This is a genomic window from Indibacter alkaliphilus LW1 (assembly GCF_000295935.2).
Lineage (GTDB): Bacteria > Bacteroidota > Bacteroidia > Cytophagales > Cyclobacteriaceae > Indibacter > Indibacter alkaliphilus.
Map to the genome: position 1 here is coordinate 23509 of NZ_ALWO02000033.1, position 12961 is coordinate 36469.

Consider the following 12961-nt stretch of genomic DNA (forward strand, 5'->3'; position numbering starts at 1 on the left):
ATATGGATATTGAACAGAAAATTGATGAACTACAACAATTGGTATCAAATTATGATATTGAAAGTTTTGCCGGGCAACTCGCATACTTCATAAAGAACCGACCGGATCCCTTTGCAGAGATTGATTTGAACAAATTTGAATCAAAACTGAAAGATTTCCTTTATCTGATAGCGCTAAATGTTTTCTCCGAAAAAAGAGGTACTGAAAAATTTGAGATACCTTTCGATGGTTTGGGAATAGTTGCCAATAAACTAAATGAAATCAAAGGTTTCAATCGTGTAGAAAAAGTGGTTGATTACACAACGGAATCTATAATTCACGAATTGGCATTTAGAAATCATTTTGACAATGGGGCACTGAGCTATGTAGAACAGGATTTAGAGCGTCTAAAAAGTGTTTATGCCCCTTTTGAAGATAAAATTGTTCAAGACTTTGGGTTTGATGTTGGTTTCTTAATAGACGTGTGTAAAGAGATTGAATTAATTTCAATGATCAGGTTTAAGTCTCTGACGGAATTTTCCCATGCCAAAGAATATTCGGATTTTTATGATAGAATTAAGAACAAGGGGATGGCTTTTACCGAGTCATTTGAATTGTTACCGGAAGATGTCCAAGAAGCGTTTCATTCTTTCAACGCTAAACCCTATGCTTGCTTAATGTTTACGGCCGAGGATTTGTACTATAAGTTGGAAAAAGAGAAGGTTGATAAATTCCTTTTGTTGTTTTCTCGCTCACCTGTGCCAGATACTAAGGTAAGATACTATTCTGCCGAAAGTTCATTTGAATTGACACCAATACTAAAATTGCCTAACGGAAATTATTTAAGTGTCTATGGAAAACAAATACCTATTTCTATTTACAAACAACTGTTTAGTCATTTATTAAATGATAAGAAGTTAAAAGATAAGTTGTTAAAGCATAGGGAGAGAAATCTTGAAAGAAAGGTTGCTGAAGTGTTCAAATACTTTTTCTCATCGAGAGACACTTTCTTTTACGAGAACTACTTCATAGAAAATAACTTTGAGCAAGACCTTCTTATAATTCACAGAGGGACTGCAATTATTGTGGAGACGAAAGCTTCCAAATTAAGGGAGCCGTTTAGAGATGTCGATAAAGCGATAAAAAGATTAAAAGACGATTTTAAAGACTCAATACAATATGGTTTTGAGCAATGTTTACGAGTGGAAGATTATTTTTTCGGTGATGCTCTTTTTGAAATTAAGGATAAGAAAGGTGAAATTTTATATGCCGTTAATCCGAGGAAATTCCATAACATATTTTCAATAGTAGTTACAATAGAAAGATTTGGAAATTTACAAACAGATTTGAAATTAATGCTTGACAAAGATGATGATGTTGACTTCCCCTGGTCAGTGTACATTGATGACCTTGAAGTCTTCCTATTAGCTCTCAAGCAGAATAAAAAAAATCCGGTAAGTCAATTTCTGAACTTCTTAAAACTAAGAAAAGAAATGCACGGGAGAATGTATGCTATTGACGAATTAGATATATGTGCAACTTATCTGCAAAATCCGGAAAAATTCAGGCAGTATTCAAAAGCCAATGATGCCTACTTGACTTTTTCTCCATACGAGCAAGGGGATTTCGATAAATTATACTGGGCAAATCAACTTCGTTTCAAAGAAAAACCCTTGCCTGATGATTTCTACAGATTTGGAATTCCATAAATAGAATGTCATGTTCAGGCAGAAGATAAAAGATCAGTATTGTATATGTTAATAATGACAAAATAATAATGGCAGGTATTAAACGTCCGATGTTTGAGGCCCACGTATTGGAGGGCTTATGTAGAGTAATAGGAGATACAACAGATGGTCTAACAGGTACAGAAATAGGACAAATCCTTTTAAACTCCAATATCCCCGACATTGACCCCCAAAACACTAAATGGAGAAGATTATATTCAGCATTTGCTGATTGGCAAAATAAGCATCAATGCTCAAATCATATATTAAGATTTATTCAAGACGCTTTACAACCTGTGAGGTACATTGGGAAAGAAGAAACTTTCCACAATCGTAGGTTGGAAGTGAATAAACGATTGGCATTTATCGGTACTGAATTTACAGAGCAGGGAAAATTTAGATTAGTTGAAAAAGCTACCACAATTGCAGAAGCCGAACAACGAGCCAGCCGTTTGAAGCATAAGTTGGAAAACAGAAATGTTCATCCAGCGATTTTTGATTATTGTAGGGCTGAATTATTGGTTGAAAACTACTTCCATTCAGTCTTTGAGGCCACCAAAAGTATTGCAGACCGTTTGAGGGCAATGACTGGACTTTATGCAGATGGCAATGCTTTAGCAGAAACCGCATTTTCTACCAACAACCCTTTGATTAGAATCAATCGCTTAAAAACTGATACGGACAGAAGCGAACATATCGGATTATGTAATCTAATTAAAGGGGTTTTTGGCTTAATTAGAAATTCTACTGCACATGAACCGAAAATTAAGTTTGAAATTATCGAGGAAGAGGCTTTGGATATTTTTAACACTATATCCTACATCCATAAACGACTTGATAAAGCAATCTAAAAAACAAAGGGGAGTTATCTTATTTTTTATCACACAAACTCCCCAATGTCAAAATCACCCAAACCACTATTCCGCTGGGAAGAACCGGAATCCGTTCCGGTGGGGAGGCTTTTATCGAGCAAGGCTGCGATTTTTTGCGAAGCTCCCTCCATTGAGTTTTCGAGCAGACTGAACAATTCGGTTCCCTGTATCCGTTGAACTATACCGACCGCTTTTTGCTGAATGACAGCTTCAGCTCTTCCACCTCCGGAATTTCCTTTGCAAAACCATTATCATTGGTTTCTAACTCAAAATTATCCAGGATAAATTCCGGTTTTTCTATTTGTTCTTTAAGGGCACTAATAGTCAGGGCGTGGACTTTCACTCCATTTGGGAATACCTTATTTTCAGCATTTTGTTATCCTGTTTTCGCTTCCTCTAGAAATTTCGTTTCAGCAACAGCTTCTATATCCTCAAAAAAGTTCGACATTTTGCCGCTCCTCTCTACTTCGAAGGATACTGGAAAAGGTGTTGATCCATTTAATCCTTGTGACTGGAGTTTCGGGTGGAAGATACTCACAGTCTGGAAAACAGTGTATTGGTTATTGCCGGATTTGGCTGGTTGGGGAGAGGGTGCGATTTTTTGCAGGCCAGGTAATAAATGCATAATTAAGCTAATCTAATAGAAACTATTTTCTGGTTCTTATTGCTGCAAGAATAATTGAGTCCTTTGGCTGCTGCAAATAAGAGTGATGAACTGGGGGTTGGAGGGGATGGAATTTTATAAATAAAAATGGAGATCTATGCAAAGGGAAGAAGTATAGCGATTATTCTGCTGGATATTCCGGAGCATATTGTCTGGAATATCCAGTAACTATGCAAATACAAATGATTGGAAAATATTATATAGCTTTTACTCAATCAATATTGGTAAAATTGAACATGAAGTAATCAAAAAGTTAAGTGTTCATAGTACTCGAATGCCATATCAGAAATCTAAAACACATATGACAGCGAATGAGGTTTTCTTCTGTGGTTTTAATAAAATTTTTTACACTTTAAGAGAAGTTTATTAAAGACCAAAATATCAGTATTTATCAAGAACTTTTGAAATCTGACAAAATCTCCAATTATCAATTCCGAAACTGGATCAAAAAAACTTAAATAATAAATGAATGAAAAATTCTTCTTCTGAAAATTTTATTTACGTTATAACATAACAGTTAATTGAATCAGGTGTGATAAAATAACTTTTGTTAAATAGTTGATTTTATCATATTTGGCCATGTCAGAAGGTATGATTTGAATAATCTTCAAATACTCTAAGGGTCTTTATTTAAAAATGAAAGATTTTTAATTTGTAAAAATAAGGATATGACCAAAAACAAAGTTAAAATAGGAGTTTGTAGTATTTGTGGTAGTGAAGGAGAACTTACTAAAGAACATGTTCCTCCTCAGAAAGCATTTAATAAAGGCAGATGGACGCAACATTTATATAACAATGAAGAATGGCAGAACAACCCTCTTGAAGCCCCACAAAAAAGAATATTTAAACAAGGCGGCATTACATTTACTTCAATCTGTGGTAAGTGTAATAATAATACGGGATCTTGGTATGCGCCTGCTTTTTCAGACTGGTGTCATTACGGAATGGATATTTTAAGAAGGTCTAATGGTAAATCTTCAGTTTATGTTCCTAACACTTTAAAGCCACTCAATACGATTAAACAAATAATAACAATGTTTCTAGCAATCAACGAACCTGAATTTGCTCAAAGAAATCAAGAACTTGTAAAGTTTGTTTTAAATAGAGATTACTACCCCTTAGCTGGAAATTATAAAGTTTGGGCATATTATAAATTTGATTCTAAACTAAGATATGTTAAAGAGTCCTATATAGGTAACTTAAATAAATCCATTAAGCCAATAATGTTGACTGAAATTGCATATCCTCCTTATGGTTTTGTATTAAGTGATTCAGTTGATAAATCTGAGATTGATTATAAACTTGTAAACATAACACATTTTAGTTACCATGAATATGATCAAGAGAAGTCTTTTGAAATGAAATTACCTACATTACCTACTGAAATTAACATTCCCGGTGACTATAGATCAAGTGAGGAAATAACAAAGACAATTATTGAAAATAAATTAAAATATCCAGACAGGTAGACTTATTGAGCAAATTGTTTTTTGTTTTCAATTTGAAAACTTTTTTCTATCTTTCACAGTTTATAAGTGTAAACCATTGAAAAACATCATTGCCTTAAGAAATCTGGTAAAATTCTATGAAAAGCATCCCGATGCTAAGGCCAGTCTTGAAACATGGATATCCATTACAAAAGAAGCTGTTTGGCACAAGTCATTGGATGTAGTCAAAGACTTTCCAGATGCTGATCCAGTCAAAAATAATAGGGTGGTATTTAATATCGCAAGAAATAAATACCGGCTTATCGTCCAGGTTAGTTATGTAAGGCAGTGGGTATTTATCAAATTTATCGGCACACATGCCGAATATGATAAAGTTGATGCCAATACAGTTGACCAGTTTTAAATCGTATAATAAAATCGAAGTTATGAAATGGGATAAAATCATCACCACGGAGCAGGAATATGAAAAAGCGCTAAAAAGACTCTCTTCAATATTTGATGCCAGTCCAGATAGTCCAGAAGGTATGGAAGCAGAGCTTTTGGTGACGCTGATAGACAAGTATGAAAAGGAGCATTACCCTATCGCTTTACCTGAGCCTATCATGGCCATCAAAGAAGCCATGGAAATGAAAGGGCTAAAAGATAAAGACTTGATACCTGCCATTGGCAGTAAGACAACTGTAAGCCTTGTACTCAACCGTAAGCGAGCATTGACTATAGATATGATTAGAAACCTTCACGAGCTCTTAGGTTTGCCTGTAGAGGTGTTAATTCAGCCTTATGAATTGAATGGCAGTAAGGAGTTGGTTAAGTAATCCATAGTTTTATTTCGTATTCCAGTTCGAACTTTTAAAGAGAAATTTGATTGGTCTGATTATGTGGAATAGAAAAAATGCATTTTAGTATGAATAGTGTAACCATTATAGACTTCAAAGAACTAAACTCTCTAAAAAATAGGAGTTCAGTAAGAAGTGCGTTTGAAAACATCTCAAAAGCAGACATTATTAGGGTAGATTTTAGAGGAATTGAATTTTTGTCCAGAACTGCAGCCCATGAGCTTTTGAAAATCAAGGAGTTTTTGATTTCCCAGAAAATGGATGTCTCTTTTTTGAACTTGGGTGATCAAGCTAATAAAATGTTAGCGCTTGTCGAGGCTTCATATTCAAAGTCTAAAAATGCTGATTTTAGATTTGTAAAATGGCTTACTTTTCAAAGTGAAGATCAGTATAATGAATACTTATTGAGTATTGAATAAGTATTGAAAATCCTTCACCCATGCATTGGAACAAACCCATCACTACCACCCAAGAATACAAAAAAGCGCTAAAAAGACTCTCTTCAATATTTGACGCCAATCCAGATAGTCCTGAAGGCATGGAAGCAGAGCTTTTGGTGACGCTGATTGACAAGTATGAAAAAGAGCTTTACTCTATCGCATTGCCTGAGCCCTATTAGAGCCATCAAAGAAACCATGGAAATGAAAGGGCTAAAAGATAAAGACTTGATTCCTGCAATTGGTAGTAAGACCACTGTAAGCCTTGTACTCAACCGCAAGCGAGCATTGACTATAGATATGATCAGAAACCTACACGATCTCTTAGGATTGCCTGTAGAGGTTTTGATTCAGCCATATGAATTGAATGGCAGCCAGGAGTTGGTTAAGTAATCCATAGTTTTATTTCGTATTCCAGTTCATACTTTTAAAGAGAAATTTGATTGGTCTGATTATGTGGAATAGAAAGATGTGTTTGTCCAGAAAAAGTGGGTAGTTATTCCCATATCACTTCAATTAATTCTCCCTCTTCACCAATTTCAATTCCAAACCAATCATCAACCATCCCTCAAATTATAGCCGAAAAATTCCCTTACACATAAAAGAATAATTATCTTAGAAATTGAAGTCGAGGACCTTAGGATAAAGTCCTGCTTTCAAACCTAGCAATAACCCTGTAACCAGCCATGATACTTATTCTGACCATCTTTTTGGCATTGGCAATAATCCTCGTTGCCATAGTAAAATTTGATATCCACCCTTTCCTTGCTTTATTCGGAACAGCCATCATTTATGGGCTTCTGGCCGGAATGCCCGGAGATTTGATCCTACAGTCGATTTCTGAAGGTTTTGGAGGAGTGTTGGGCAGTATTGGCCTGTTGATTTTGCTGGGGGTGATCATGGGGACTTTCTTGGAAAAAACAGGAGGTGCCTTGGTCATTGCCGAGAAAATCCTTCGCTGGATAGGTGAGAAATCAGTCACCACCGCCATGTTGATCAGTGGATATATCCTTTCAATTCCTGTATTCGGAGACAGTGTGTTTATCATGATGAACCCCATCTCCAAATCACTCTCTTTAAAGAGTAAGACACCTTATGCTGCGACAACCATTGCCATCGCATTGGGGGCTACAGCATCCCACAGCTTGGTCCCGCCCACTCCAGGGCCCATTGCCACTGCCGGAATTATGGAAGCAGATCTTGGGATGGTGATTTTTTGGGGTTTTCTGATCAGTATGGTCACCCTTATTCCGAGTTATTATTTTATCAAAAAATTCGTCACCAAAATACCTTTGGTGCCTCAGGTTGCCAAAGTAGATGCCGATGAAGCCCGAACCGTTTTCCCTTCTGCTTTCAAATCCTTTTTGCCCATCACAGTCCCTTTGGTGTTGATCATAATCGCCTCCATTGCCAAATATCCTTCCAAACCCTTCGGAGAAGGTTCATTCTACACAATCATGCAGTTTATTGGAAGCCCTGTCATAGCCCTATTCTTAGGGGTATTTTTGACTTTTTTGCTCCCCAAGAAATTCGACAAAAGATTGCTCTCTGCTTCAGGTTGGTTCGGGGAGGCCATCTTGATAGCTGCTCCGGTCATTTTGATTACAGGTGCCGGAGGTGTATTTGGGAAAATGTTGCAGAATTCCGGCATTGGCGAAATGGTCAGTGCCAATATGAGCAATGCCAGTTGGGGAATTTTCCTTCCCTTTATCATTGCCTTTTCACTGAAAACAGCCCAGGGTTCCTCCACAGTAGCCATGATCACCACTGCATCCATTGTTGCACCTCTGCTTGGGTCATTGGGACTGGACTCTGAAACCATGCGTGTGTTTGCCGTGCTGGCCACGGGGGCAGGGGCTATTGCCATTTCCCATGCCAATGACAGTTTCTTCTGGGCGGTTACCCAACTTTCCGGCTTAACCATCAAGCAGGGCAATCAATCCCACAGCTTAGGGACTTTGATCATGTCTCTTACTGCTATCTCGCTGATTTATTTGATTACTTTGTTTGTCTAAAAATCCTGCCTAGGATTTTTTTAGAGTTTAAATTCAATTTATCGAGCAGTCCAGCCTCCGTCTACGGTTACCATAGACCCTACCATATATTTGCCGGCATCAGAGGCCAATAGTAGTGCTGCTCCCTGGATTTCTTTAAGCTCACCCCATCTTCCCAAAGCAGTGGCTCCTACCACAAATTTCTTTCCTTCCTCCGTATCGGCAATAGGCAGGTTCATTTCTGTGAGAAAAGGTCCAGGGCAAATGGCATTGACTGTAATATTGAATGGGGCCAATTCCAGTGCCAATGCACGGGTCATCTGCACCACAGCTCCTTTACTGGAAGTATAAGGTGTACGGTTTGCCAAACCAACCAGTCCCAATGTACTGGCCAAGTTGATGATACTTCCTTTACCCGCCTGTTTCATGTGAGGAGTCACTGCCTTGCAAGCAAGCCAAGTTCCTGTAACATTGATATCCATCACTTTTTGGAAATCCTCCAAACTCACCTCGTCAATAGCCCCGCGGATATTGATTCCTGCACTGTTGATCAAAATATCGATCCGGCCAAAAGTCTCCAAGGCCTTTTCTGCCATGGCCTCCATATCTTCTTTTTTGCTGACATCTCCCGCAAAAGCGATAGCTTTTACTCCATAGGCTTCTTCAATTTCCTTGGCTGAGGCCGAACCTTCCTCCACATTCCTGCTCACCAACATCAGATCAGCACCAGCTGAAGCAAGTCCTGCAGCCATGGCCAATCCAAGTCCTTTGGATCCTCCTGTTATGATTGCCAGACGGCGTTTCAAATCAAAAATTTTAATTCCAGGTAGATTGGCTATTTCAGTGTTCATGTTCTTTTTATTTAATTAAATTTCGATTTTTATATAAAGCTTATGCTCCGATTCTCAATATTTTTTTGCTATATGCCAAGCACTTCAAAATATTTTTTTCTCCTAGCTCTAGCTTTTGTTCTCCCGTCAAGTGACTGACTTTCGGCAAGGCACCCTCAAACTCTTTCTCCTTTACCAATTGCAGTATTTCCAGCATGACTGAAGCCGGAACTTCTGGAAATGTAGCCCAATATTCTTTTGTAAGACAGGGTATCTCCAGCGGATCTCTGGTAATCATCTCTAGAGAAAACTTGATATCAGGATTATATTTCTTACAAGTTTCAACAGCTTTTTTAAGATCAACAATTCCCTCTCCTAAAGGCACTTCTGAAAGCAGAAAACCATTTTCATATTCTTTAATTCCCATATCCTTGATATGTGTGGAAAATGCATAGGGAGCTAGCAACTCTATTACCTCATTTGGATCTTCCATCAATGCCAAATTATTTCCAAAATCAATGGTAACTCCAACGTAGTCATTGTCCAACTTTTTAATCAAATCAACCAATTCCTCAGCTTTCCAGTCTTTATGGTTTTCTACCCCAAGTTTTACCTGATATTTGGCCACAATTTTAGATGCTCTTTCCAATGCGGCTATAGAAGACTTTTTGAAATCCTCAAATTCCTCTATGCTCTTGAAGTCTTCATAACGCCTACCGCTTAGGCAAACAGTTCGAAAGACCTCTACTCCAGCACTTTTGGCTATTTTCACCTCATTTTCAAACCTCTCAGAATCCTGATCATTTTGAGGGAGGCTGATACTGCCTTCCAAAAACATACCCCTCTTTTCTTTGAGTGATTTGATTTCATAAGCAAAAGAATCTGACCAAGCTCCAACCCCAACCTGAATTCCACCGGCTCCTATTTCGTAGCAATGGAGCATCAATTGTTTGGCATCTTGAAATGCCGGGAACCTTTCGCTTTGAACATTAGAATTCCATCTGCTCCAGTAAGAATGAACGACAATTCCCATGGCTTCTTTTTCAAAATATTCTGAAAAATCAGGTAAAGGACTACTTAGAGCCAAGACCGCCATGCCAGCTTTATGGATAAAGTCTCTCCTACCTGGAGAAAAACCCATGCTTTGAAAATCGGTAGAATCCTCCATCATGTTCGGTCTATCATTGAATTTGAAATTTAGGGGCCTTCCTTACTTTTTGAATCTATATGTCTGTTCAGCTCTTCTGCTGTCCAAGGAAAAACCCTACCTTGGGTCTGATGCCTTGTAGTCCCGACAGTTCTTGGGCTGACTGCTTCTGCCTGGTTTCCCCATTCATTTCTGATATAGGTAAGTATGGCAGCAATGCTTGCATCATCCATGGTAGAATGGGACGGCATGACGGGTAAAATCTCCGGAGCGTCATAAATTTTGCCCGACACCTCTAGAGGGCCTTCCATCCCGTGCAGAATAATCAAAGCCAACCTCGTCTCATCTCCTGTCACCCATTCTGAGTCAAATAAGGGCGGCCCCATCCTATTCACACCCTTGCCATCATTGCCATGACAGCCCGCACAACTGGTCAGATATTTCTGCCTGCCTCTGGCAAATTGAACCAAGGCTTCAGCGGAAAGCAACATTTCTTCCCCTTCTTCCTGTGAGGGGTCAAAACCTGGCCATGAAAAAAGTCTTTTCAACCTATCCAGATTCTGGATTTCTAGCCTATCATTCTCAGCAGTGAAAATGATAGGAGCAGAGTTGAGTTTGACAAAACCCACATCTTGCACACTTCCGGCATGGATTGCCATGCTTGTGAGCAACACCTCTTCCTTCCATGAAGGATCCCTTTTTTCAATTATAGCCAGTAAATCACGGATTTCATTCTGGTTTTTATTCTTGATAATCGCAGCTGTTAAGTTTTCTAAAAATACTTCCTTCCCCTCAGTCTTTTTTTCCCAGGCTTCATCTTGCAAAAGTTGTATGGTAAAATCAAACTCATTTCCATGTAAACTGCTCAGAATCGCATCCTGAAATAAAGGGTTTTGATTTTGTTTCTTTGCTATGTCCCGGAGTACTTCAAATGCATCCCCAACTTCCAAAATCCCAGCACTTAAAGCCAATTGAATAGCCAATTTTTCTTCAGGATTATTTGAATGTCTTTTAAGTTCTTTGGCCAAAGCTGATTTCTCTTCATGTGAAGATGAAAAACGAATTTCTAATAGTCTTACTGCATGGGATTTTATCAACGGGCTGCTGCCATCACTCAGCAATTGGTAGAGCCAATCTTTATCCAATGCCTGCATTCCCTCCAAAGTCCACATTACATGAAGCTTCCCAATTTCTGATGTGCTTTTTTCAAATTTCTCTAACAAAATTGGCTGAATAGAGGGGTCATTTCTTTCTACCAAAAGACGCTGGGCCATGTCTCTGTGCCATCCTTCAGGGTGAAATAAACTTTCCATTAAGGCTTCTGCGGATAGCTCTGAGTATTTTGGCAACTTTTCGGGCTTCCAGCCTTTTGGCACAATCCGCCAAATCCTCCCCATATGAACTGGCAGATCAAGTCCACGATTGAGGGTTTGTTCACGGAGATACTGGGTCACATAAGAACCATGCTGGATCAAGCCGCGGTACATGTCAGCAATATATAATGCTCCGTCAGGGCCTACCGTGCTATGCACAGGTCTGAACCGTTCATCGGTAGAAGCAAGAAACTCCTTTCCGGGATTAGGGTCAAATGCTTCCAACACCAGGCCCTTTTCCTCTACAACATTTCTTTTTACCAGGTTACCGGCAGGCTCACAAACAAAGACATTTCCATAGTATTCCGTAGGGAATAATGTACTTCTAAAAACAGTAGGGGAACAAGCTGCAGTGAATTCCAAAAGCTTTCCCTGTTCGTCTAAAGTACCGGGAATATATCCCCTATTGACAGCCGGATTTGGCCGGACTGGATAGACCCTTCTATCCAAGGTCAGCCCATGGTCAATTCCCGTACTGACCTGATGATTGGGGTTTCTGGAAAAATAATTGGGCGGAACCAAATCCCCATGAAGTTGGGACCAGTTGTAATTGTAAATCAACCTGCCTTGATCATCCTGATTGATACCATATTGCCCCCGGGCTTCTGTGAAATCTCTTTCCCATTCGCCATCTCTAAACTTATATCTCAATTTCGATTTCGCACTGTAATACCAATTATCCATTGCCCGCATCAGACCATTATCGGAATGTTCGGGAATGCCATTGGCGGCATAAGTGGAGTCAAGCAATACCTTGGTATCCGCCTTAAGATCTCCGTCCAGGTCATGTGTTAGCCATAGGGCATTGTTTTCCGCGACCAAAGCCCCTCCTTTGAAAAGCCCTAAAGCCCTCGGCATAAACAGGCTGTCAAGGTAAACGGTACTTTTATCCATAACACCATCTCCATTGGTATCTTCCAAGACAGAAATCCTTCCCAGTGGCAGCGCTTCACCAATACCGTCAATATCCGGCATAAAACTCCTCATTTCCACCACCCAAAGCCTGTTATTTTCATCAAAAGTCAAAAAAACGGGATCCTGCACCATGGGTTCGTTCGCTACCAATTGAATTTCAAAGCCTTCCTCTATCTGAAAAGTTTTTAGTTCCTCTAATGGAGACTTGGGTCTGGGATTATCCTCCCAATAAGTTTCATTCGGGGCACAAGCAAAGCTCAAACAGATAATTCCAAGAATCCCATATAATCGGACAATGCTCATGAGAGGTAGTAATATAATAGGTTATTTTTAGGTTTTTGGGCAGAATAATTTTTTGGTTTATCCCTTAATCCCAAAATGCATGTAATTCCCCAGTATATCAAGAATGATTTACAGAAACGGCTGAAATACTGATTGATGGCAAAGAAAAACTTTAAGAGGCTATCCTTAAAATCAAATTATTTTTTAACCTGATTGCTTAAAATTTTCTTTAAACTATTTAATTCCACTGATGCACTGGCTGGTATAACTCCTTTTTTACCTGTACCTTTCTTTAAATCTCAATAGTATGTCCAAGGAAAAAACAGTCAAAAAGGCGGAGAAAAAAAAGCCAGAGAAAAATCTCAAAGAAAAGCGGGCTGAGAAAAAAGCCAAAAAGGAAGACAAGAAAAAAAGGGACTAAACCCAGATTGGTCTTGAAGCATAAACAAGCCATTGT

15 protein-coding genes are annotated in these 12961 nt (G+C 38.8%); 9 read left to right on the top strand and 6 right to left on the bottom strand.

What is annotated here, in order from left to right; translation table 11 throughout:
* The first annotated feature begins 2 nt into the window (after window positions 1–2).
* Together A33Q_RS10195 and A33Q_RS10200 are read left to right on the top strand one after the other, a co-directional pair.
* A complete protein-coding gene (locus A33Q_RS10195) occupies window positions 3–1688 on the top strand; it encodes a hypothetical protein (RefSeq protein ID WP_009033862.1) in 1686 nt (561 codons plus the stop codon).
* Window positions 1689–1756: 68 nt separating this feature from the next.
* Complete coding sequence (locus A33Q_RS10200; protein WP_016255058.1) at window positions 1757–2557, top strand: TIGR02391 family protein; 801 nt, start codon at window positions 1757–1759, stop codon at window positions 2555–2557.
* A gap of 29 nt (window positions 2558–2586) precedes the next feature.
* Here A33Q_RS10200 and A33Q_RS22490 read toward each other — a convergent pair whose 3' ends face one another.
* Genes A33Q_RS22490 through A33Q_RS10205 form a run of 3 tightly spaced genes read right to left on the bottom strand, consistent with a single transcriptional unit; the run spans window position 2587 to window position 3203 of the window.
* Window positions 2587–2709: a hypothetical protein gene (locus tag A33Q_RS22490; RefSeq protein ID WP_009033864.1), complete on the bottom strand. Its 123-nt coding sequence runs from the start codon at window positions 2707–2709 to the stop codon at window positions 2587–2589.
* 47 nt (window positions 2710–2756) lie between these two features.
* Window positions 2757–2921: a hypothetical protein gene (locus A33Q_RS22180; RefSeq protein WP_016255059.1), complete on the bottom strand. Its 165-nt coding sequence runs from the start codon at window positions 2919–2921 to the stop codon at window positions 2757–2759.
* Between the two features lie 33 nt (window positions 2922–2954).
* A complete protein-coding gene (locus tag A33Q_RS10205; protein WP_009033865.1) occupies window positions 2955–3203 on the bottom strand; it encodes a hypothetical protein in 249 nt (82 codons plus the stop codon).
* A gap of 707 nt (window positions 3204–3910) precedes the next feature.
* Between A33Q_RS10205 and A33Q_RS10210 the strand changes: the two genes are divergently transcribed.
* The 7 genes from A33Q_RS10210 (at window position 3911) to A33Q_RS10235 (ending at window position 7978) form a co-directional block, all read left to right on the top strand.
* The gene (locus A33Q_RS10210) at window positions 3911–4711 is read left to right on the top strand and encodes a hypothetical protein (RefSeq protein ID WP_009033866.1); all 801 of its coding nucleotides are present in this window, start codon (window positions 3911–3913) and stop codon (window positions 4709–4711) included.
* 76 nt (window positions 4712–4787) lie between these two features.
* The gene (locus A33Q_RS10215) at window positions 4788–5093 is read left to right on the top strand and encodes a type II toxin-antitoxin system HigB family toxin (RefSeq protein WP_009033867.1); all 306 of its coding nucleotides are present in this window, start codon (window positions 4788–4790) and stop codon (window positions 5091–5093) included.
* 22 nt (window positions 5094–5115) lie between these two features.
* Window positions 5116–5505: a helix-turn-helix domain-containing protein gene (locus tag A33Q_RS10220; protein ID WP_009033868.1), complete on the top strand. Its 390-nt coding sequence runs from the start codon at window positions 5116–5118 to the stop codon at window positions 5503–5505.
* Window positions 5506–5594: 89 nt separating this feature from the next.
* Complete coding sequence (locus A33Q_RS10225) at window positions 5595–5945, top strand: hypothetical protein (protein ID WP_009033869.1); 351 nt, start codon at window positions 5595–5597, stop codon at window positions 5943–5945.
* A gap of 20 nt (window positions 5946–5965) precedes the next feature.
* Window positions 5966–6145, top strand: a complete 180-nt coding sequence (locus A33Q_RS22525; protein ID WP_016255060.1) for a hypothetical protein — start codon at window positions 5966–5968, stop codon at window positions 6143–6145.
* The gene (locus tag A33Q_RS10230; protein ID WP_316929411.1) at window positions 6102–6356 is read left to right on the top strand and encodes a helix-turn-helix domain-containing protein; all 255 of its coding nucleotides are present in this window, start codon (window positions 6102–6104) and stop codon (window positions 6354–6356) included. The genes A33Q_RS22525 and A33Q_RS10230 overlap by 44 nt, the downstream gene beginning before the upstream one ends.
* A gap of 293 nt (window positions 6357–6649) precedes the next feature.
* On the top strand, window positions 6650–7978 hold the full coding sequence (locus A33Q_RS10235) for a GntP family permease (RefSeq protein ID WP_009033870.1): 1329 nt from the start codon (window positions 6650–6652) through the stop codon (window positions 7976–7978).
* 38 nt (window positions 7979–8016) lie between these two features.
* Here the strand turns inward: A33Q_RS10235 and A33Q_RS10240 are convergent, their stop codons facing one another.
* From A33Q_RS10240 to A33Q_RS10250, 3 genes are read right to left on the bottom strand one after another with little or no spacing between them, the layout of a single operon-like run.
* A complete protein-coding gene (locus A33Q_RS10240) occupies window positions 8017–8808 on the bottom strand; it encodes an SDR family NAD(P)-dependent oxidoreductase (RefSeq protein WP_009033871.1) in 792 nt (263 codons plus the stop codon).
* Window positions 8809–8848: 40 nt separating this feature from the next.
* Window positions 8849–9958 carry a sugar phosphate isomerase/epimerase family protein gene (locus tag A33Q_RS10245; RefSeq protein WP_009033872.1) on the bottom strand — a complete coding sequence of 370 codons (1110 nt, stop codon included), beginning with the start codon at window positions 9956–9958 and terminating at the stop codon, window positions 8849–8851.
* Window positions 9959–9984: 26 nt separating this feature from the next.
* Window positions 9985–12525 carry a DUF7133 domain-containing protein gene (locus A33Q_RS10250; RefSeq protein ID WP_009033873.1) on the bottom strand — a complete coding sequence of 847 codons (2541 nt, stop codon included), beginning with the start codon at window positions 12523–12525 and terminating at the stop codon, window positions 9985–9987.
* Window positions 12526–12961 lie beyond the last annotated feature (436 nt).